This window comes from Micromonospora sp. NPDC006766, assembly GCF_040636055.1.
In the GTDB taxonomy this organism is placed as follows: Bacteria; Actinomycetota; Actinomycetes; order Mycobacteriales; family Micromonosporaceae; genus Micromonospora.
Window position 1 is genome coordinate 21,443 of the sequence record NZ_JBEYIX010000020.1, and the last position, 24,405, is coordinate 45,847.

A 24,405-nucleotide genomic window follows, 5' to 3' on the forward strand; every position below is an offset into this window, starting at 1 on the left:
GTGCCCGACCACGAGCCTGGTTCCTGCCCGCTGACCACCGCGCAGTTCGGGGTCTGGCTGGCCCAGCGACTCGACCCGGACAACCCGATCTACCACCTCGCCGAGTACGCCGACCTGACCGGCCCGCTTGACCGCGCGGCGTTCGAGGCGGCGCTGCGCCGCACCGTCGCCGACACCGAGGCGCTGCGGATCCGGGTCGAGGAGCCCGTCGAGGGGCAGCCCGTGCTGTCGGTGTCGCCGTCGGTCGACTGGGCGCTGCCCGTGCTCGACCTGCGCGCCGAGGCCGACCCGTACGCCGCCGCGCTGGACTGGATGCGCGCCGACGCCGCCCGGCCGGTCGACCCGGGGCAGGCGCCGCTGTTCCGGTACGCGCTGCTGCGCCTGGCCGACGACCGGACCCTGTGGTACCAGTGCTATCACCACCTGGCCCTCGACGGGTACGGCATGGTGCTGGTGGCCCGGCGGGTGGCCGAGGTCTACACCGCACTGAGCGGCGGCGACGAACCCGCCCCGGCGCCGTTCGGGCCGCTGCGGGCACTGGCCGAGGCGGAGGCCGCCTACCGGGACGGTGAACGGTTCGACCGCGACCGCCGGTACTGGACCGAGCGGTTCGCCGACCGGCCCACCCCGGCCAGCCTCGCCGACCGGCAGCCGGCCACCCCGCGCCGGCTGATCCGGCGTACCGCCGGGCTGGATCCGGCGACGATGGGCCGGCTGCGGGCGGCGGCCCGGGAACACGGCATCGCCGTGCCGGCGATCGTGGTGGCCGCGGTGGCGGCCTACTTCCACGGGTTGACCGGCAACGAGGACGTGGTGCTCGCCCTGCCGCTGACCGCCCGACAGAACGCGGCGGCTCGCAGCACCCCCGGCATGGTGTCGACGATCGCGCCCCTGCGTCTCGCGGTACACGCCGAGGCCGCCCTCGGCGCGCTGGTCGCCGGCGTCTCCCGGGAACTGCACGACGTGCTGCGCCACCAGCGCTACCGGTTCGAGGACCTGCACCGCGACCTGGGCCTGACCGGCGGCGTGTCGGTGCTCGGCCCGCACGTCAACCTGCTGCTCGACGCCGGTCCCGGCGGGGCCGCCACCATGTTCGGCGCCGCCACCGGCACCGACCACAACCTCGCCGGTGGTCCGGTCGACGACCTGGCCGTCGTGCTGGACGCCCGGCGCGGCGACACCGACGTCCGGCTGGACCTGGACGCCAACCCCGACCTCTACGCCGACGCGCAGGTCGCCGGGCACGCCGAACGCCTCGCCGCCTTCCTCGACACGTTCGCCCGCGCCGCCGCAGACACGCCGGACACCCCGGTCGGCCGGCTCGACCTGGCCGGTGCGGCCGAGCGCCGGCTGGTGCTGCGCGAGTGGAACGACACGAGCCGGCCGGTGCCGGACGTGCGGCTGCCCGCGCTGATCGAGCAGCAGGTGGCCCGCACCCCGGACGCCCCGGCGGTGACCTGCGGCCCGACCACGCTGACGTACGCCCAGCTGAACGCCGCCGCCAACCGGCTGGCCCGGCTGCTGGTCGCCCGCGGCGCCGGCCCGGAACGGCTGGTCGCGCTGGCGCTGCCCCGGTCGGCGCAGATGATGGTCGCCCTGCTCGCCGTCCTCAAGGCCGGCGCCGGATACCTGCCGGTCGACCTGCGCTACCCGGCGGACCGGGTCGAGTTCATGCTGGCCGACGCCGACCCCCGCCTGGTGCTCACCGTCGGCGGCGCCGGGGACGGCCTGCCGGTACGCGACCCGAACCGGCTGCTGCGCCTCGACGAGCCCGCCGTCGCCGCCCTGCTCGCCGCGCAGGACGACACGGACCTGACCGACGCCGACCGGCGGCGTCCGCTGCGCGGCGCCCACCCGGCGTACGTCATCTACACCTCCGGCTCCACCGGCCGGCCCAAGGGTGTGGTGGTCAGCCACGACAACGCGGTCGACCTGGCCTGCTGGGCGGTCGCGGAGATCGGCCCGGCCGCGCTGTCCCGGGTGCTGGCCAGCACCTCGCTCAACTTCGACGTGTCGGTCTTCGAGATGTTCGGCCCGCTGGCCTGCGGCGGCGAGATCGAGGTGGTCGACGACCTGCTCGCGCTCGCCGAGCGGGCCGACGGCTGGTCCGGCAGCCTGATCAGCGCGGTCCCGTCGGCATTCGCGCAGCTGCTGGCCGGGGGCGCGGTCGAGGCCCGCGCCGACCTGGTGGTCCTCGCCGGTGAGGCGCTGTCGGCTCAGGCGGTCCGGGACATCCACGCGGCGCTGCCCGACGCCCGGGTGGCGAACATCTACGGCCCGACCGAGGCCACCGTCTACTCCACCGCCTGGTACGGCGGGGACCTCACCGACGCCGTCGCCCCGCCGATCGGCGCGCCCACCACCAACACCCGGGTGTACGTGCTGGACAGCGCGCTGCGTCCGGTGCCGCCCGGCACCGTCGGCGAGCTGTACCTGGCCGGCGCGGGCCTGGCCCGGGGCTATCTCCACCGGCCCCGGCTGTCCGCCGAACGCTTCGTCGCCGACCCGTTCGGCCCGGCCGGCGCCCGCATGTACCGCACCGGCGACCTGGTCCGCTGGCGGGCGGACGGCCACCTCGACTACCTCGGCCGGACCGACCACCAGGTCAAGGTGCGCGGCTACCGGATCGAGCTGGGGGAGATCGAATCGGTGCTGCTGGCGCACCCGGGCGTGGCCCAGGCCGCGGTGGTCGCCCGCGACGACAGTGGGGTCACCGCCCAGCTCGTCGGGTACCTGGTGCCGGTCGACGCCGAGGCCGCGCCGACCCCGGCCCAGCTGCGCGAGCACGTCGCCGCGGCGCTGCCGGAGTACATGGTGCCGGCGGCGTTCGTGCTGCTGGACGCGTTGCCGCTGAACCCCACCGGCAAGCTGGACCGTCAAGCCCTGCCCGCACCGGACTTCGCGGCGGCGGCCGGCGCCGGACGGGCCGCGGCCACCCCGCGCGAAGAACTGCTGGCTCGGCTCTTCGCCGAGGTGCTGGGCCTGCCCGAGGTCGGCGCCGAGGACGGCTTCTTCGACCTGGGCGGAGACAGCATTGTCTCCATCCAACTGGTCAGCCGGGCCCGGCAGGCCGGGCTGCGCCTCACCCCCCGCGACGTGTTCACCCACCGCACGGTGGCCGCCCTGGCCCGGGTGGCCGGAGAAATCGGCTCGGCCGAGACCGAGGACCCGGACGCCGCGCTCGGGGACGTGCCCCTGCCGCCGATCGTCGACTGGCTGCGCGGCAGGGCGGGCAGCACCCGTTCGGTCGACGGCGTCGCGCAGAGCGTCGTCGTGCGTACTCCGGCCGGGCTGCGGGAGGCGGACCTGGCGGCCGGGTTGCAGGCGCTGCTGGACCACCATGACGCCCTGCGGCTGACCCTGCACCGCGAGGGCGGGGCCTGGCGGCTGACGGTCCCGCCCCGGGGCACGGTGTCCGCCGCAGACTGCCTGCGCCGAGTCGCCGCCGGGCCGGCCGCCGCAGGCACCGCCGGGTCGGACGCCGAGATTGCCGCCGCCCGCGCCGACGCGCTGGCGGGGCTGCGCCCCGACGCCGGGCAACTGGTGCGGGCGGTGTGGGGCGACGCCGGGGCGGACGGCCCCGGCTGGCTGGTGCTCGCCGTCCACCACCTGGCCGTGGACGGCGTGTCCTGGCGGATCCTGCTCGACGACCTGGCCGCCGCCGTGGCCGCCTGCGCCGCCGGTGCGCCAGCCCGGTTGACGCCGGTCCCCACGTCGTATCGCACCTGGGCGCGGCAGGTCACGGCCGCAACGCCCTCCTCGCCGGCTGCCGCCGATTCCGGGGTGGCGGCGGCCGAGCCGGCCGGGTCCGTCGTGGACCCACCGCTCGGGTGGCGTCCGGTCGGCCCGGACGACACCGAGGCGGCGGCCCGCCGCCGCACCGTGGCGCTGCCGGCGGACCGCACCGAGGCGCTGCTGCGTACCGCCCCACGGTGGCACGCCGGCGTCGACGACCTGCTGCTGGCCGCGCTGGCGGTCAGCGTGGCTGACTGGCGCCGCCGCCGCGACCCCGCTGCCGGCGGCGGTCTGCTGGTCGACGTCGAGGGACACGGCCGCGACGGCGTCGACGGGCTGGACCTGTCCCGTACCGTCGGCTGGTTCACCCGGCTGGCCACGGCGCGGCTCGACCTCGGCGACCTCGACCCGACCGAGGCCCTCGCGGGCGGCCCGGCCGCCGACCGGGCGGTCAAACGCATCAAGGAACAGCTGCGGGCTACCCCGCGCCTTGAGGGGGCCGCGCAGGTCGGCTTCAACTACCTGGGCCGGCTGACCGCCGACGACGGCGCCGACTGGTCGCCGCTCACCGTCGCCGGTGAGGTCGCCGCCGGTGGGACCAGCACCCTGCCGATGGCCCACCCCCTCGACATCAACGCCGTGGTGGTGGACGGGCCGGACGGGCCCCGGCTCACCGCCGAGTGGAGCTGGCCGGACGGGGTGCTCACCGACGGCGACGTGCGGGACCTCGCCGACGGCTGGCTCGCCACGATCGAGGCGATCACGCGGTACGCGACCCGGCCCGGCGCCGGCGGTCGCACCCCCTCCGACCTGCCCCTGGTCGAGCTGGACCAGGCCGAGGTGGAACGCCTGGAACGGCGGTACCCGGCGCTGGTCGACGTGCTGCCGCTCGGCCCGCTGCAGGAGGGGCTGCTGTTCCTGTCCGCCTACGACGAACAGGCCCCGGACATCTACACCGTCCAGTTCGTCTTCGACCTCGACGGCGAGCTGGACGCCGCACGGCTGCGCACCGCCGCTCAGGCGCTGCTCGACCGGCACCCCGGGCTGCGCGCCGGCTTCACCCACCGCGACCTGCGCCGCCCAGTGCAGGTGGTGCCCGAAACGGTCGAGGTGGCGTGGCGCGAGCCGGACCTGACCGGGATCGACCCGGCCGAGGTGGACGCCCGGCTCGCCGACCTGCTCGCCGCCGACCGGGCGGAACGCTTCGACCTGACCCGCCCGCCGCTGCTGCGCTTCACCCTGATCCGGCTGCCCGGTGGGCGCTACCGGCTGGTGCTGACCAACCACCACATCCTGCTCGACGGCTGGTCGATGCCGGTGCTCGCCGGGGAACTCTTCGCGCTGTACCGCACCGCCGGCCGCACCGACGCGCTGCCGCCGGTCGCCGACGCGCGGGCGTACCCCGGCTGGCGGGCCCGGCAGGACGGGCCCGCGGCCGAGGCGGCCTGGCGCGACGCGCTCGCCGGCCTGACCGAGCCGACCCTGGTGGCGCCGGCCGCCGCCGAGCGTGGCCCGGTGCCGCCGGCCAAGCTGCTGCGCGAGGTGCCGACGTCGCTCACCGAGGCCCTGGCCGGCGCGGCCCGGGCGGCCGGGGTCACCCTCAACACCGTCGTGCAGGGCGCGTGGGCGGTGCTCGTCGGCAGCCTCACCGGCCGCGACGACGTGGTCTTCGGCGCCACCGTCGCCGGCCGCCCGGCCGAGCTGCCCGGCGTGGAGACCATGGTCGGTCTGTTCATCAACACCGTGCCGGTGCGGGTACGCCTGGACCCGGCCGAACCGGTCACCGCCGTGCTGGCCGGGTTGCAGGAACGGCAGACCGCGCTGCAACCGCACCAGCACCTCGGCCTGCCCGACATCCAGCGGCTGGCCGGCCACGGCGAACTCTTCGACACCCTGGTGGTCTTCGAGAACTACCCGGTCGACCCGTCCGTGCTCGACCTGGCCGGCACCGGGCTTGCCGTGCGCGGGGTGCACGGGCTCGACGCCACCCACTACCCGCTCACCCTGGTGCTGGTGCCCGGCGACCGGCTGGGGCTGCGGCTGGAGTATCGGCCGGACCTGATCGACGAGACCACCGCCGGGGCGCTGCTGGAGCGGATGCACCGGCTGCTGGCCGACATCGCCGCCAACCCTGCCGTCCCGGTGGGCCGGCTCGACCCGGCCACCCCGACCGAACGCCACCGGGTGCTCGCCGAGTGGAACGCCACCCGACACCCGGTCGACACGGCCACCCTGCCCGACCTGCTGGCCCGGCAGGCGGCCGCCACCCCGGACGCCACCGCGGTGGTCTTCGAAGGCACCCGCCTCAGCTTCCGCGAGTTGGACGAGGCGAGCAACCGGCTGGCCCGGCTGCTGATCGGCCACGGCGTCGGCCCGGAACGGTTCGTCGCCGTGGCGGTGCCCCGCTCGCTGGAGCTGGTCGTCGCGCTGTGGGCGGTGCTCAAGGCCGGTGCCGCGTACCTGCCGGTCGACCCGGACTACCCGGCCGACCGGATCGCGTACCTGCTCGACGACGCGCGCCCGGCGCTGCTGCTCACCACCCGGGCCACCGCCGCGCTCGGCGCCGGCCTGGTCCTCGACACCGACGAGGTACGCCACGCCGTGGCGCAACACTCGCCCGCCACGCTGACCGACGCCGAGCGGCACGGGCCGCTGCGCCCGGCCAACCCGGCGTACCTGATCTACACCTCCGGCTCGACCGGCCGCCCGAAGGGCGTGGTGGTGCCACACGCGGGCATCGTCAACCGGCTGGCCTGGATGCAACACGAATACCAACTCATTCCGGCCGACCGGGTGCTGCAGAAGACCCCGTCCGGCTTCGACGTGTCGGTCTGGGAGTTCTTCTGGGCCACCATCGTCGGCGCCGCCCTGGTGGTGGCCCGACCCGAGGGGCACAAGGACCCGGCCTACCTGGCCGGGCTGATCCGCGCCGAACGGGTCACCACACTGCACTTCGTACCGTCCATGCTGGCGGCGTTCCTGGCCGAGCCGGCCGCCGCCGGCTGCACCGGCCTGCGCCGGGTGATCTGCAGCGGCGAGGCGCTCCCCGCCGACCTGGCCGACCGGTTCTTCACCACCCTCGACCCGGCCGACGTCGGCCTGCACAACCTGTACGGCCCGACCGAGGCGTCGGTCGACGTGACGTACTGGGCGTGCCGGCCGGGGGAGCGGACCGTGCCGATCGGCGCGCCGGTCTGGAACACCCGGCTGTACGTGCTGGACGGGTTCCTCCGGCCGGTGCCGCCCGGCGTGGCCGGCGAGCTGTACCTGGCCGGCGTGCAACTGGCCCGCGGCTACCAGGGCCGGGCCGGGCTCACCGCGCAACGGTTCGTCGCCGACCCGTTCGCCGCGACGCTGGCCGCCACCGACCCGTCCGTCACGCCCGGCGAACGGATGTACCGCACCGGGGACGTGGTGCGCTGGCGCCCCGACGGGGTGCTGGAGTACGTCGGGCGGACCGACCACCAGGTCAAGATCCGAGGCTTCCGGATCGAACTGGGCGAGATCGAGGCGACCCTCGCCGAACACCCGACGGTGGGGCAGTGCGTGGTCCTCGCCCGGGAGGACCAGCCGGGCGTGAAACGACTCGTCGCGTACGCCGTACCGGCCGCCGGGCGGCAGGTCGACGCGGCCGTGCTGCGTGAGCACGTCGCCGAACGGCTGCCGGAGTACATGGTCCCGGCGGCGGTGGTGGCCCTCGACGCCCTGCCGGTGACCGCAAACGGCAAGCTCGACCGGGCCGCCCTGCCGGCCCCCGACTTCGCCGAGGCCACCGCCGACGGGCGGGCACCGTGCACCCCGCGCGAGGAACTGCTCGCCGGTCTCGTCGCCGAGGTGCTCGGGCTGCCCCGGGTCGGCGTCGACGACAGCTTCTTCGACCTCGGCGGCGACAGCATCGTCTCCATCCAACTGGTCAGCCGGGCCCGGCAGGCTGGGCTGGAACTCACCCCGCGCGAGGTGTTCACCCACAAGACCGTCGCCGCGCTGGCGACGGTGGCCCGCGAGGCGACCGGCACCGCCACGACCGATCCCGACGCCGGCATCGGCGAGCTGCCACTGACCCCGATCGCGCACTGGTGGCTGGACCGGGCCGGCCCGCTGGGCGGCTTCCACCAGTCGGTGGTGGTGCCCACGCCGGCCGGGTTGACCGCCGGCCGGCTGCGCGACGCGGTGCAGGCGCTGCTCGACCACCACGACGCGCTGCGGCTGCGACTGACCGGCCCGGCCGGGCAGCGGGGACTGGTGATCGGCCCGCGCGGCAGCGTGCCCGCCACTGACCTGATCACCCACGTGCCCGCCACCGAGCCCGACCTCACCGTGTTGGCCGAGTCGGCCCGGGCCGACCTGGACCCGGTGGCCGGCCGGATGCTGCGCGTGCTCTGGTGCGACGCCGGCGCCGATCGGCCGGGGCAGCTGCTGATCCTGGCCCACCACCTGGTCGTCGACGGCGTCTCGTGGCGGATCCTGCTGCCCGACCTGGCCACCGCCCTCGACACCGCGCCCGGCATGTCGCCCCGGCTCACCCCGGTCGGCACGTCGCTGCGGGAATGGGCGCGGCACCTGGTCCGGGACGCGCACAGCCCGACCCGGCTGGCCGAGCTGCCACTGTGGACCAAGCTGCTCGACCAGGCGGAGCCGGCGCTGGCCCGGCGCCCGCTGGACCCGGCCCGGGACACCGTCGCCACCCTCGCGCAGCTGCACGTGGAACTGCCCGCCGAGCTGACCGAACCGCTGCTGACCGTCGTACCGGCGCTGTTCCACGCCCGGGTCGACGACGCGCTGCTGGCGGCGCTGGCCCTCGCCGTGACGCGGTGGCGGCAGCGGCGCGGCCTGGGCGCCGACCCGGCGGTGCTGGTGGACCTGGAGCGGCACGGCCGCGCCGACGACGTGCCGGGCATCGACCTGTCCCGCACCGTCGGCTGGTTCACGAGCCTGGCTCCAGTCCGCCTCGATCCGGGGGCGGTGGAGTGGGACCAGGTGCGCGACGGCGACGCTGCCGTCGGAAGCGCACTGAAGCGGGTCAAGGAACAACTTCGGGCCGCGCCCGACGACGGCCTCGGCTACGGCCTGCTTCGACACCTGAACAGCGAGACCGCGCACGTGCTGGCCGAACTGGCCGAGCCGCAGATCATGTTCAACCACCTCGGCCGGCTGGGCGGCGCCGAGGGGAGCGGTTCCGCCGCGCAGTTCGGCGGCGGGGCGGACCCGGCGCAGCCGGTGGCGTACCCGATCGAGGTCACGAGCTGGACCGTCGACACCGCCGACGGGCCGAGGCTCACCGCGGTGTGGCGCTGGCCCGGCGGCCTGCTCGACGACAACGACGTCCGTCAGCTCGCCGACGACTGGCGGACCGCCCTGGACGGCATCGTGGCGTACGCGGCGGCCGGCGGCACCGGCGGACACACCCCGTCGGACCTGACGCTGGCCTCGCTGTCGCAGGACGAGATCGACGAGTTCGAGGACGAACTGGAAGCGGAGTGGGAGTAACGATGGTGAAGCAGTCACGCGTCGAGGACATCCTGCCGCTGTCACCGTTGCAGCAGGGGCTGCTGTTCCACGCGCTGTACGACGGAACGGCCTCGGACCTCTACACCGTGCAGTTCGCGCTGGACCTGACCGGTCCGGTCGACGGCGACCGGATGCGCCGCGCCGTCGCCGCGATCCTGGCCCGGCACGCCAACCTGCGGGTCGGCATCCGGCAGCGCAAGACCGGCGAGTCGGTCGCGGTGGTGCCGCGCGAGATCGCCCCGGCGTGGCAGGAGCACGACCTGACCGGCCAGCCCGCCGCCGACCGCGACGACGCGGTGGCCCGGCTGCTCGCCGCCGACCGCGCCGCCGGCTTCGACCTGGCCCGCCCGCCACTACTGCGCGCCGCGCTGATCCGGACCGGACCGGAGCAGTCCACACTGGTGCTCACCAACCACCACGTGCTGCTCGACGGCTGGTCGATGCCGCTGCTGGCCAAGGAGCTGTTCGCGCACTACGTCGCCGGTGGGCACGACCGCACGCTGCCGCCGGTCACCCCCTACCGCGACTACCTCGGCTGGCTTGACCGGCAGGACCGGTCCGCCGCCGAGGACGCCTGGCGGGAGGCGCTGCGCGGGCTGGCCGGGCCGACCCTGCTCGTACCCGCCGACCCGGCGCGGCCCCCGGCGGCCCCCGAACAGCTCGCCGTGGCCCTGCCCGCACAGCTGACCGCCGGGCTCACCGCCACGGCCCGCAAGCTCGGCGTCACCCTCAACACCGTCGTGCAGGGCGCCTGGGCGCTGCTGCTGGGCGCCCTCACCGGCGACGACGACCTGGTCTTCGGCGCCACCGTCGCCGGCCGGCCGCCGGAGCTGCCCGGCGTCGAGTCGATGCTCGGGCTGTTCATCAACACGGTGCCGGTGCGGATCCGCCTCGACCCGGCTGAGCCCCTGGCCGCCCTGCTGACCCGGGTGCAGGACGAGCAGGCGGCGCTGATGGCGCATCAGCACCTCGGCCTCGCCGAGATCCGCCGGCAGGCCGGCACCGGCGACGGCGACCTGTTCGACACGCTGACCGTCTTCGAGAACTACCCCCTCGACCCGGCCGCGCTGGACCTGCCCGGCACCGGCCTGCGGGTCACCGCCGTCACCGGCCACGACGCCACCCACTACCCGCTGACTCTCGCCGTGCTGCCCGGGGACCGGCTCACCCTGCGGCTGGACCACCGACCGGACCTGTTGGACGCACCGGCCGCCCGGCGTATCGCCGACCGCCTGGTCCGCCTGCTCACCACCGTCGTCGACGCGCCACACACCCCGGTCGCCGCGCTCGACGTGCTCGATCACGCCGAGCGCGCCGCCGTCCTGCACACCTGGGCGGCCGGACCGCCGCCCGTGCCGGCGCGCACCTTCCCCGAGCTGTTCGCCGCCCAGGCCACGGCCCGACCCCAGGCGCCCGCCCTCATCGGCGACGACGACACCATGTCGTACGCCGAACTGGACGCCGCCGCCGACCGGCTGGCCCGGCTGCTCGTCGAGCAGGGTGTGGGGCCCGAGCGGCTGGTCGCGCTGGCCCTGCCGCGTAGCCCGGAACTGGTCACCGCCGCCCTAGCCGTCAGCAAGGCCGGCGGCGCCTGGCTGCCGGTGGACCCCGACTATCCCGCCGACCGCATCGCGTTCATGCTCACCGACGCCCGGCCGGTGCTGCTGGCCACCCTGACCGGGATCGACCTGCCCGACACCGACGTGCCCCGACTGCTGCTCGACGAGCCGGCCACCGTCGCGGCGTGGTCGGCCCGGCCCGCCGGCCCGGTCACCGACGCCGAACGCGCCGCCCCGCTGCGGCCCGAGCATCCGGCGTACCTCATCTACACCTCCGGCTCCACCGGCCGGCCGAAGGGCGTCGCGGTCACCCACGCCGGCCTGGCCAGCTTCACCGCCGCGATCGTGGCCGACTTCGACGTCAACCCCACCAGCCGGGTGCTGCAGTTCTCCTCGCCCAGCTTCGACGCCTCCGTGCTGGAGCTCTGCGCCGCCTTCGGCGCCGGGGCGGCGCTGGTCGTGCCGCCGCCCGGTCCGCTGGTCGGCGACGACCTGGCCGCCGTGCTCACCAGCCAGCAGGTGACCCACGCGCTCATCCCGCCGGCCGCCCTCGCCGGCCTGCCCGACGTGGCCCCGCCGGTGCTGCGCACCCTGGTGGTCGGCGGCGACGCCTGCGGCGAGGACCTCGTCGCCCGGTTCGCGCCCGGCCGGCGCATGGTCAACGCGTACGGGCCGACCGAGATCACCGTGGCCGCGACGCTCAGCCGGCCGTTGACGCCCGACGCCGGCGCCCCGCCGATCGGCACCCCGGTCACGGGCGCCCGCGCCTACGTGCTCGACCGGTTCCTGCGCCCGGTGCCGCCCGGCGTGCCGGGGGAGCTGTACGTCGCCGGGACCGGGCTGGCCCGCGGCTACCTGGACCGGCCGGCGCTGACCGCCGAACGGTTCGTCGCGGACCCGTTCGGCGTCGAGCCCGGCAGGCGGATGTACCGCACCGGCGACCTGGTCCGCTGGCGCGCCGACGGGACGTTGGAGTTCGTCGGCCGGGCCGACGCCCAGGTGAAGATTCGCGGCTTCCGGGTAGAGCCGGGCGAGATCGAGGCGGTGCTCGCCCGCCACCCGGCCGTCGCGCAGGTCGCGGTCCTCGCCCGGGAGGACCAGCCGGGCGTGAAACGCCTGGTCGGGTACGTCGTACCGGTCGCCGGCGCGCTGGTCGACCCGGCCGCGCTGCGGGCGCACGTCGGCGCCAGCCTGCCCGAGTACATGGTGCCCGCGGCCATCGTCGGCCTGCCGGCGCTGCCGCTGACCCCGAGCGGGAAGCTGGACCGGCGGGCCCTGCCGGCCCCCGGGTTCACCGGCGCGGGCGGCGGCCGGGCCCCGGCCAACGAGCGCGAGACGCTGCTCGTCGGGCTGTTCGCCGAGGTGCTCGGGCTGGACACGGTGGGCGTCGACGAGAGCTTCTTCGACCTCGGTGGCGACAGCATCGTGTCGATCCAGCTGGTCAGCCGGGCCCGCAAGGCGGGACTGTCGTTCAACCCCCGGGACGTCTTCGTACACCGCACGGTGGCCGCCCTGGCCGCCGCCGCGGCCACGGACGACGCCGCTCCGGTGGCCGCCGACGACGGCACGGGCGAGGTGCCGCTGACCCCGATCGTGCACTGGCTGCGCGAACGCGGCGGCCCGATCGACGGCTTCCACCAGTCGATGCTGGTGAACACCCCGGCCGGGCTACGACCGGAGCACCTGGTCGCCGCCGTGCAGACGCTGGTCGACCACCACGACGCGCTGCGGCTGCGGCTGGTCCGCGACGAGCCGGGCGGCTGGCGGCAGGTGATCGGCGAGCGGGGCAGCGTGATCGCCGCCGAGCTGGTGACCCGCCTCGACGCGACCGGCCTGGACGCGGCCGAGCTGCGCGGACTCGTCGACGAGCAGGCCAAGGCCGTCCAGGCCCGGCTGTCGCCGGGCGACGGGCGGGTGCTGCGGGCGATGTGGTTCGACGCCGGGCCCGACCGTCCCGGCCGGCTGCTGCTGGCCCTGCACCACCTCGTCGTCGACGGGGTGTCGTGGCGGATCCTGCTGCCCGACCTGGCCGCCGCCGCGCGGGCGGTCGCCGCCGGGCGTACCCCCGAACTGGAACCGGTACGGACCTCGCTGCGCCGCTTCGCCGGCCAGCTGGTCGCCGAGGCCGCGCGTCCGGAACGGACGGCCGAACTAACCGGCTGGCTGGACCGCCTCGACACCGCCGAGACCCCGCTCGCGGGCCGGCCGCTCGACCCGGCACGGGACACCGTGGACACCGGCCGGGCGCTGACCGTCACCCTGCCCGCGGAGCGCACCGCGCCGCTGCTGACCCGGGTGCCGGCCGCCTTCCACGGCCGGGTCAACGACGTGCTGCTCACCGCGCTCGCCCTCGCCGTCACCCGGTGGCGACACCGGCGCGGCGAGCAGGACACCACCGGCCTGCTGGTGGACCTGGAGGGCCACGGCCGGGAGGAGCTGGCCGCCGGCCTGGACCTGTCCCGCACCGTCGGCTGGTTCACCACCATGTACCCGGTCCGGCTCGACCTCGGCCGGCTCGACCTGACCGAGGCGTTCGCCGGGGGCGCCGCCGCCGGCCGCGCGGTCAAGCGGGTGAAGGAGCAGCTGCGCGCGGTGCCCGACAACGGCATCGGCTACGGGCTGCTGCGCTACCTCAACCCCGCCACCGCCGGCCAGCTGGCCGAGCGGCCCGCCGCGCAGATCGGCTTCAACTACCTCGGCCGGTTCGCCACCGCCGACGGCGGGGACAGCGACTGGGCGGTCGCCGCCGACACCCAGGCCCTCGGCGGCGGTGCGGACGGCGCCCTGCCGGTGCCGCACGCCATCGAGGTCAACGCGGTCACCCGCGACCACGCCGACGGTCCCCGCCTGTCGGCGACCTTCTCCTGGCCGCAGAGCCTGCTGGGCGAGGCGGAGGTACGCGAGCTGGCCGACGACTGGCTGGCCGCGCTGGACGCCCTGGTCGACCACGCCGCCGCCCCCGGCGCCGGCGGGCACACCCCGTCCGACCTGCTGCTGCGCCTGTCGCAGGAGGAGATCGAAGCGATCGAAGCCGCCCAACCGGCCGCGAGCGACCTCCTGCCGCTCTCGGCGCTGCAGGAGGGGCTGCTGTTTCACGCCCTGTACGACGGGCCGGACCGCGACGTCTACACCGTGCAACTCTGCTTCGACCTGGCCGGCGAGCTGGACGCAGTGGCCCTGCGCGACGCCGCCGACGCCCTGCTGGCCCGGCACGCCAACCTGCGCGCCGCGTTCCGTCAGCGCCCCACCGGTGAGTCGGTGCAGGTGGTGGTGGACGGGCTCCGCGCCGGCTGGCGTACGCACGACCTGCGTACGCTGGCCGGCGCGGAGCAGGCCGAGCGGGTCCGTGAGCTGCTCGCCGCGGACCGGGCCGAGGGTTTCGACCTGACCCGCCCGCCGCTGCTGCGGTTCACCCTGCTGCGCCTGGCCGACACCGCACACCGGCTGGTGCTCACCAACCACCACATCCTGCTCGACGGCTGGTCGGTGCCGACACTGATGCGCGAGCTGCTGGCCCTGTACGCGGCCGGCGGCGACGACCGGCAGCTGCCTCGGGTGGCGCCCTACCGCGACTACCTGGCCTGGCTCGGCACCCAGGACCGGGCCACCGCCGAGCGGGCCTGGGCCGACGCCCTCGCCGGCCTGGCCGAGCCGACCCTGCTCGCCCCGGCCGACCCGGCCCGGGCCCCGGAACTGCCCGAGCGGATCACCGTCGACCTGCCGGCCGAGCTGACCGCCGCGCTGCAGGCGCAGGCCCGCCGGCACGGGGTCACCCTCAACACCATCCTGCAGGGCGCCTGGGGCGTGCTGCTCGGCGCGCTGACCGGCCGCGGCGACGTGGTCTTCGGCGGCACCGTCTCCGGCCGCCCGCCGGAGATCGCCGGGGTGGAGACCATGGTCGGGTTGTTCATCAACACCCTGCCGGTGCGGCTGCGGCTCGACCCGGCCGAGCCGGTCGCCCGAATGCTGTCGCGCCTGCAGGACCAGCAGTCCGCGCTGATGGCCCACCAGCACCTGCCGTTGACCGAGGTGCAGCGGCTCGCCGGGCACGCCGACCTCTTCGACACCCTGGTGGTGTTCGAGAACTACCCCCTGGACCCGAAGCTGCTCAGCCTGCCCGGCACCGGCCTGCGGCTGACCGGGGTGTCCGGGCGGGACGCCACCCACTACCCGATCACCGTCACCGCGATCCCCGGCGAGCGGCTGAAGCTGCAGCTCGACCACCGCGCCGACCTCTTCCCGGCCGACGCCGCCCAGCGACTGGCCGACCGGCTGCTGCGGCTGCTCGGCACCGTCGCCGCCGACCTGGACACCCCGGTCGGACGGTTGGACGTCCTCGACGCGGCCGAACGGCGGCTGGTGCTGGCCGACTGGAACGACACCGCCCAACCCGAGCCGACACTGGCCGGCGGGGTGGCTGCCCGGTTCGCCGCGCAGGCCGCCCGCACCCCCGACCAGGTCGCCGTCCGCGCCGCCGACGGCACCGCGCTGACCTACCGGGAACTCGACGCCCGTGCCAACCGGCTGGCCCAGCATCTGGTGGCGCTCGGCGTCGCCGTCGAGGACCGGGTCGCGCTGCTGCAGGAACGCTCGATCGACCAGGTGGTGTCGGTGCTGGCGATCCTCAAAACCGGCGCCGCCTACGTCCCGTTGGACCCGCGCTACCCGGCCCACCGGCTGACCCACATCGCCGTCGACACCGCCAGCTCGCTGCTGCTCACCGACCGGGCCATGGCCGGCCTGCGGTTCGACCACGACCTGACGGTGGTGACCGTCGACGGCGCCGCCGCCGCCGAGATCGCCGCCCGGCCGGACGCCGACCCGGCCCGTCCCGCCCACCCCCGACAGCTCGCCTACGTCATGTACACCTCCGGGTCGACCGGCACCCCCAAGGGCGTCATGGTCACCCACCACGACGTGCTCAGCCTCGCCGCCGACCGGTGCTGGCGCACCGACCGGCAGCGCCGGGTGCTGCTGCACTCGCCGCTGGCCTTCGACGCCTCCACGTACGAGCTGTGGGTGCCGTTGTTGAACGGCGGCGAACTGGTCGTGGCGCCGCCCGGCGAGTTGAGCATGGACGACCTGCGGGCCGTCCTCACCGGCGGGCAGGTCACCGCGCTGTGGCTGACCGCCGGCCTGTTCCGGCTGCTGGCCGAGGAGACCCCGGAGGCGTTCGCCCGCGTCCGGGAGGTCTGGACCGGCGGCGATGTGGTGCCCGCGCCGATGGTGCGCCGGGTGCTGGCCGCCTGTCCCGGCCTCGTGGTCGGCGACGGCTACGGCCCCACCGAAACCACCACCTTCGCCTCCCATCACCTGATGCACGTCGTGGCCGAGGTGCCCGACTCGGTGCCGATCGGCCGGCCGTTGGACAACATGCGGCTGTACGTGCTGGACGACTACCTGCGCCCCACCCCGCCCGGGGTGGCCGGCGAGCTGTACATCGCCGGCGCCGGCCTGTCCCGCGGCTACCTGAACCGGCCCCGGTTGACCGCCGAGCGGTTCGTCGCCGACCCGTCCGGTGCCGGCGACCGGATGTACCGCACCGGCGACGTGGTGCGCTGGCGGCCCGACGGCACCCTGGAGTTCGTCGGCCGCGCCGACGAGCAGGTGAAGATCCGCGGGTTCCGCATCGAACTCGGCGAGATCGAGGCGGTGCTGGCCCGCGACCCCGCCCTGGGCCAGGTCGCCGTGGTGGTCCGCGAGGACCGGCCCGGCGACAAACGCCTCGTCGCGTACGTCGTACCGGCCGCCGGGGCGGTGGCACCCGACCCGGCCGCGCTGCGCGGGCACGCCGCGCAGGTGCTGCCCGAGTACATGGTTCCCGCCGCGGTGGTGGTGCTGGACACCCTGCCGCTGACCGGCAACGGCAAGGTCGACCGGCGGGCCCTGCCGGCCCCCGACTACGCGGCCGGCTCCACCCGCCGGGCGCCGCGCACCCCGACCGAGGAGACGCTCTGCGCGCTCTTCGCCGACGTGCTCGGCCTGCCCGAGGTCGGCATCGAGGACAGCTTCTTCACCCTCGGCGGCCACTCCCTGCTGGCCACCCGCCTGGTCAGCCGGATCCGCACCGCGCTGAACGCGGAACTGGCCATCCGGGACCTGTTCGAGTCGCCCACCGTGGCCGGGCTCGCCGAGCGGCTCGGCGGCGCGCGGCAGGCCCGTCGGGCGCTGGAGCCGATGCCCCGCCCGGAGCGGATCCCGCTGTCGTACGCGCAGAACCGGCTCTGGTTCATCAACCGGCTCTCCGGCGCCGACTCCCCGTACAAGATCCCGATCCTGCTGCGGCTGACCGGCGACCTGGACGTGGCCGCGCTGCGCGCCGCCCTGCGGGACGTGCTCGACCGGCACGAAAGCCTGCGCACGATCTACCCGGACGCCGACGGCGACCCGTACCAGGTGATCCTGGACGCCGACGGGGTCTGCCCGGAGATCATCGTGGAGGCCGTCGACCCGGCGCAGGTGCGGGAGCTGATGCTCGCCGAGACCCGGCGCGGCTTCGACCTGGCCGTCGACCCGCCGCTGCGGGCCCGGCTGTTCGCCCTCGGCGACGGCGAATACTTCCTGCTGCTCGTGCTGCACCACATCGCCGGTGACGGCTGGTCGATGGCCCCGCTGGGCCGGGACTTCACCGCCGCGTACGCCGCCCGGGTCGCCGGGCGGGCACCGCAGTTCACCCCGCTGCCCGTGCAGTACGCCGACTACGCCCTGTGGCAGCGCGCGGTGCTCGGCGACGAGTCGGACCCGGACAGCGAGATCGCCCAGCAGGTGCGGTTCTGGCGGGACGCGCTGGCCGGCGCCCCGGACGAGCTGACCCTGCCGGCCGACCGGCCCCGCCCGCCGGTCGCCAGCCACCAGGGCGGCATGCTCAGCTTCGCCATCGAACCGGCCCTGCACGAGCGGCTCAACGCCCTGGTGCACGCCACCGGCGCCAGCCTGTTCATGGTCTGCCAGGCGGCCCTGGCCGCCCTGCTCACCCGGCTCGGCGCCGGCACCGATGTGCCGATCGGCAGCCCGATCGCCGGCCGCACCGACGACGCGCTCGACGACCTCGTCGGCATGTTCGTCAACACCCTGGTGCTGCGCACCGACACCGCCGGCAACCCCACCTTCCGGCAGCTGCTCGACCGGGTCCGCGAGGCCGACCTGACCGCGTACTCGCACCAGGACACCCCGTTCGAGCGGCTGGTCGAGGTGCTCAACCCGCCCCGGTCGATGGCCCGCAACCCGCTGTTCCAGGTCATGCTGGTGCTGCAGAACAACGCCACCGTCGACCTGGACCTGCCCGGCCTGCGCGTGGCCGTCGACAACGTCGGCGCGCACGCCGCCCAGTTCGACCTGTCCATCGACCTCACCGAACGACCGGCGACCGGTGGTGGGATCGACGGCCGGCTCGACTACAGCCGGGACCTGTTCGACGAGGTCACCGCCGAGCGGATCCTCGCCGGGTTCGTCCGCATGCTGGAGGCCGCCGTCGCCACCCCGGACGCCCCGATCGGCGCGGTCGACGTGGTCGGCCCGGCCGACCGGCGGCGGCTGCTGCACGACTGGAACGCCACCAGCCGGCCGCTGCCGGACGAGGACCCGGTCACCCTGATCCGGGCGGTGGCCGCGCAGCGGCCAGACGCGGTCGCGGTGACCGACCCGCGCGACGCCCTCACCTACGCCGAGCTGATGGGCCGGGCTGACGAGCTGGCCGCCCGGCTGCGTACCGCCGGGTTCGGGCGGGGCTGCCTGGCCGCGCTGCTCACCGACCGGGGCGCGGATGCGATCACCGGGGTACTGGCCGCGCTCAGCGCCGACGGCGCGTACCTGCCGCTGGACCCGCGCTCCCCGGTGGCCCGCAACGCCGACCTGCTGGTCGACAGCGGCACCCGCTGGCTGCTGGTCGACGCGGCGCACGAGGCGCTGGCCGCCGAGGTGGTCGCCGCCGCCGGTGTCCCGGTCACCGTGCTGCCGCTGGCCCCGGTCGGCCCGCCGGTCGCCCCGGCGCCGCTGGTCGCCGGCCTGGCCGACCTGGCGTACGTCATCTTCACCTCCGGTTCCACCGGCCGGCCCAAGGGCGCGATGGTGCACCGGCGGGGAATGCTCAACCACCTGCTGGCCAAGGTGGAGGACCTGGACCTCACCGACGCGGACGTGGTGGTGCAGAACGCGGCGCTCACCTTCGACGTGTCGGTCTGGCAGATGCTCTCCTCGCTGGTCACCGGCGGCAGCGTCGACGTGGTCGACGACGACACCGCGCTGGACCCGGGCGCGCTGTTCGGCCGGGTGGACCGACACGGGGTGACCATCCTCGAGGTGGTGCCGTCGCTGCTGCGTACCGCCCTGGACGCCTGGGACGCCGGCGCGCCCGTGCCCGAGCTGGCGACGCTGCGCTGGCTGATGGTCACCGGCGAGGCGCTGCCGCCGCAGCTGTGCCACCGCTGGCTGGCCCGCTACCCGTCGATCCCGCTAATGAACGCGTACGGGCCGACCGAGTGCTCCGACGACGTCACGCACGCGATCATCACCACCCCCGCCGACGCCGACGGCGACCGGGTGCCGATCGGCCGGGCCATCCGCAACACCCAGCTGTACGTGCTGGACGCCAACCTGCAGCCGGTGCCGCCCGGCGTGCCCGGCGAGCTGTGCGTCGGCGGCGTCGGCGTCGGCTTCGGCTACCTGGGCGACCCGCGCCGCACCGCCACCGTCTTCGTCGCCGACCCGTACGCCGAACGACCCGGCGCCCGCCTCTACCGCACCGGCGACCGGGTCCGCTACCGCCCCGACGGGCAACTGGAATTCCTCGGCCGCACCGACGACCAGGTCAAGATCCGCGGCCAGCGCATCGAACTGGGCGAGGTCGAGGCGGCGCTGCGCGCCGCCGCCGGGGTGACCGCCGCCGCCGTGGCGGTCAACACCGACCCGGCCGGCACCAACCGCCTCGTCGGCTACGTCGTCGGCGACGCCGACCCGGAGACGGTCCGCGACCACGTCGCCGCCAGGCTGCCGGACGCCATGGTGCCCTCGGTGGTGGTCCGGCTGGACGCCCTGCCGCTCAGCGCCAACGGCAAGGTCAACCGCAAGGCGCTGCCCGCCGTGGACTTCGGGTCCGCCGGTGGGCGGGCCGCCCGTACTCCGCAGGAGGAACTGCTCTGCGGCGTCTTCGCCGACGTGCTCGGCGTCGAGCGGGTCGGCGCGGACGACGACTTCTTCGCCCTCGGCGGCCACTCGCTGCTGGCCACCCGCATCGTCAACCGGATCCGCGCGGTCTTCGGCGTGGAGCTGCCGATCCGGGCGGTCTTCGAGACCCCGACCGTCGCCGGCCTGGCCGCTCGGCTGCTGGCCGGCGCGGACAGCCGCCCGCCGCTGCGCCCCGGCCCCCGCCCCGACCTGGTGCCCGTCTCCTACGCCCAGCGCCGGCTGTGGTTCCTCAACCGCTTCGACGACTCCGACATCAGCTACAACGTGCCGCTGGCGCTGCGGCTGCACGGCGACGTGGACCGGGCCGCGCTGCACGCCGCGCTGGCCGACGTGACGGTCCGGCACGAGACGCTGCGCACCGTCTTCGGCGAGGTCGACGGCGAGCCGTACCAGCGGGTCCTCGACCCGGCGGCGGCCGTGCCGGTGCTGGTCGAGCACGCCGTCACCGAGGCGGAACTGCCGGCCGCGCTGGCCGCCGCGATCGGGCACCGGTTCGACCTGGCCGGCGAGCCGCCGCTGCGCGCCGACCTGTTCCGCCTCGCCGACGACGAACACGTCCTGCTGCTGCTCATGCACCACATCGCCAGCGACGGGCAGTCCGCCGGGCCGCTCTCGGCCGACCTGGCCGCCGCGTACACCGCCCGGCGGGCCGGCCGCGCGCCGGACCTGCCCGGCCTGCCCGTCCAGTACGCCGACTTCGCGCTCTGGCAGCGCGCGGTGCTCGGCGACGAGACCGACCCGGACAGCCTGGCCAGCCGGCAGACCGGCTACTGGGCGCAGACCCTCGCCGGCCTGCCCGAGCAGCTGGAACTGCCGTACGACCGGCCCCGCCCGGCGGTGTCCAGCCGGCGCGGCGGCAGCGTCACCTTCGACGTGCCCGCCGAGCTGCACGCCCGGCTGACCGGCCTGGCCCGCCAACGGCAGGCGAGCCTGTTCATGGTGGCCCAGGCCGCCCTGGCCGCCCTGCTCACCCGGCTCGGCGCCGGCGAGGACGTCCCGCTGGGCACCCCGATCGCCGGCCGCGTCGACGAGGCCGTCGACGGGCTGATCGGCTTCTTCGTCAACACCCTCGTGCTGCGCACCGACACCGCCGGCGACCCCACCTTCGGCCAACTGCTGGACCGGGTCCGCGCCACCGACCTGGCCGCGTACGCCCACGCGGACGTGCCGTTCGAACGGCTGGTCGAGGTGCTCAACCCGGCCCGGTCGGTGGCCCGGCACCCGCTGTTCCAGGTCGTGCTGGCCGTGCACAACCACGCCCGCCTCGACGTGGACCTGCCCGGCCTGACCGTGTCCGGGCTGCCGGCCGGCACCGGCGGGGCCAAGTTCGATTTGAACGTCAGCCTCGCCGAGCGGCAGGACGACGCGGGCGCCCCGGCCGGGCTGGCCGGCCGGATCGAATACAGCGCCGACCTGTTCGACCACCACACCGTCGAGCGGATCGCCGACCGGCTGCTCACCATGCTCACCGCCCTGGCCGCCGACCCGGACCAGCCGATCGGCGCGGTGGACCTGCTCACCGAGGCCGAACGCGAGCGGGTGCTGGTCACCTGGAACGACACCTTCGCCCCGGTGCCGGCGGCCACCCTGCCGGAACTGTTCGCCGCGCAGGTCGCCCGTACCCCGGACGCGCCGGCCCTGGTCGACGCCGGGACCGAGCTGACCTACGCCGAGCTGGACGCGCACACCAACCGGCTGGCCCGGCTGCTGATCGAACGCGGCGTCGGCCCGGAACGGTTCGTCGCGGTGGCGCTGCCCCGCTCGGCCCGGCTGGTCTGCTGGCTGCTCGCGGTCCTCAAGGCCGGCGGCGCGTACGTGCCGGTCGACCCCGGCTACCCGGCCGACCGGATCGCCTTCATGCTCGCCGACACCGCCCCGGGGCTGCTGCTCACCGACACGGCCACCGCCGCCGAACTGCCGGCGAACACCGCCGACCTGCCGGCGGTCGAGCTGCCGCGGCTGCTGGTCGACGGGTGCGACCGGGACGGCTACGCCGCCGACCCGGTCACCGACCCCGACCGGACCGCCCCGCTGCGGCTGACCAACCCGGCGTACGTCATCTACACCTCCGGCTCGACCGGCCGGCCCAAGGGGGTGGTGATCGAACACCGCTCGCTCACCGACTACCTCACCTTCGCCGGCGGCGACTACCAGGGCGTACGCGGCAGCGCGCTGCTGCACTCGTCGGTGTCGTTCGACCTGAGCGTCACCGGCATGTGGGTGCCGCTGACCGTCGGCGGCACGGTGCACGTCGCCGGCCTGGACGACGACCCGGCCACCCGCCAGCGGCTGACCCGGCACGCCTGCACCTTCCTCAAGGCCACCCCCAGCCACCTGCCGCTGCTGGCCGCCCTGCCGGACGACTACGCCCCGACCGGCGAACTGCTGCTCGGCGGGGAGTTGCTGCTCGGCGAGATCGTCGACGAGTGGCGCCGCGACCACCCCGGCGTGGCCGTCTACAACATGTACGGCCCGACCGAGACCACGGTCAACTGCACCGAACACCGCATCGAACCGGGCGCGGTCATCCCGCCGGGCCCGCTGCCGATCGGCGGCCCGCTGGCCAACACCCGGCTGTACGTGCTCGACCCCCGGCTGCGGCCGGTGCCGCCCGGCGTACCCGGCGAGCTGTACGTCGCCGGCGCCGGCCTGGCCCGCGGCTACCTGGCCCGGCCCGGCCAGACCGCCGGGAAGTTCGTGGCCGACCCGTACGGCCCGCCCGGCACCCGGATGTACCGCACCGGCGACATCGTGCGCTGGACCGACACCGGCGAGCTGATGTTCCTGCGCCGGGTCGACGACCAGGTCAAGCTGCGCGGATTCCGGATCGAGCTGGGCGAGATCGAGGCCGTCCTCGCCGGCCACGAGGACGTGGCCCGCTGCGCGGTGATCGTCCGCGAGGACCGCCCCGGCGACCAGCGGCTCGTCGGCTACGTCGTACCGGCCACCGGCCGAACCCCGCAGCCGGCGCAGCTGCGTGCCACGGTGGCCGCGGCGATGCCCGAGTACATGGTGCCGGCGGCCGTGGTGGTCCTCGACGAGCTGCCGCTGACCCCCAACGGCAAACTGAACCGGGCCGCCCTGCCGGTGCCCGACGCCGCCGACACCGGGGCCGGCACGCAGCGGCGGGCCCCGCGCAGCCACCGGGAGCGGGTGCTGTGCGGCCTGTTCGCCGAGGTGCTCGGCGTACCCGAGGTGGGCATCGACGACGGCTTCTTCGACCTGGGCGGGCACTCGCTGCTGGCCACCCGGCTGATCAGCCGGGTCCGCGCCACCTTCGAGGTGGACCTGGCGATCCGTACCCTGTTCGAGGCGCCGACGGTGGCCGAACTCGCCGACCGGCTCGACACCGCCGACGACGGCCGGGGCGCGTTCGAGGTGCTGCTGCCGCTGCGCCGACACGGCTCCCGGCCGCCGCTGTTCTGCGTGCACCCGGCCAGCGGCTTCAGCTGGTCCTACTCGGGCCTGATGGGGCACCTCACCGACCGGCCCATCTACGGCCTGCAGTCGCGGGGCCTCGCCGAACGCGACGAGCTGCCGGGCGACGTCGGGCAGATCGCCGAGGACTACCTGGCCCGGATCCGCGCGATCCAGCCGGCCGGCCCGTACCACCTGCTGGGCTGGTCGTTCGGCGGGCTGATCGCCCACGAGATCGCCGCCCGGCTGCGCGCCGACGGCGAACAGGTGGCGCTGCTGGCGATGCTGGACTCCTTCCCCAAGACCGAGGCGGAACGCGCCGAACCGGCCATCCTCAACCGCACCGAGTTCCTGGCCGGGATGCTGCAACTGGCCGGCTACCCGGCCGACGCCGCCGACGCCCAGCCGGTCGACGAGGAGCGGGTCGCCGAGCTGCTCAGCCGCAACGAGGGCGTCCTCGGCCGGCTGGAGGCCCGGCACGTCACCGCCCTGTACGAGGTGTTCGCCAACAACTCCCGACTGGCCCGGGAACACCGGCCGGGGCACGTCGACCTCGACGCGCTGCTGTTCGTCGCCACCCGCGACCGGGCGCCCGACACCGACCCGGTGGCGGCCTGGCGACCCCACCTGTCCGGCGCGGTGCGGGTGCACGACGTCGACTGCCACCACAACGACATGACCCAGCCGGAGCCGCTGGCCGCCATCGGCCGGGTGCTGGCCGAGCGGCTGAGCGCGATCGACACCGAACGAAAGGACCAACCGCGATGAGCAGCAACCCGTTCGAGAACGAGGAGGGCCGGTACGTGGTGCTGGTCAACGACGAGGGACAGCACTCGCTGTGGCCGTCGTTCGTGCCGGTGCCCGACGGCTGGCACACCGCCTTCGGCGAGGACAGCCGGCAGGCCTGCCTCGACTACGTCGAGCGCGAGTGGACCGACATGCGCCCGAAAAGCCTGATCGCCGCCATGGCCGCCGACGGCGCCGACGCGGACCGCTAGGAGGA

3 protein-coding genes are annotated in these 24,405 nt (G+C 75.5%); all 3 read left to right on the forward strand.

Translation table 11 applies throughout. From position 1 onward, the window contains the following. From ABZ671_RS18160 to ABZ671_RS18170, 3 genes are read left to right on the forward strand one after another with little or no spacing between them, the layout of a single operon-like run. The gene (locus ABZ671_RS18160; RefSeq protein WP_357858876.1) at positions 1–9,222 is read left to right on the forward strand and encodes an amino acid adenylation domain-containing protein; all 9,222 of its coding nucleotides are present in this window, start codon (positions 1–3) and stop codon (positions 9,220–9,222) included. A gap of 2 nt (positions 9,223–9,224) precedes the next feature. Then, complete coding sequence (locus ABZ671_RS18165; RefSeq protein WP_357858879.1) at positions 9,225–24,170, forward strand: amino acid adenylation domain-containing protein; 14,946 nt, start codon at positions 9,225–9,227, stop codon at positions 24,168–24,170. Next, positions 24,167–24,400 (forward strand): MbtH family protein, encoded by a 234-nt coding sequence (locus ABZ671_RS18170; protein ID WP_357858882.1) that lies wholly within the window; start codon positions 24,167–24,169, stop codon positions 24,398–24,400. The genes ABZ671_RS18165 and ABZ671_RS18170 overlap by 4 nt, the downstream gene beginning before the upstream one ends. Positions 24,401–24,405: the final 5 nt, after the last annotated feature.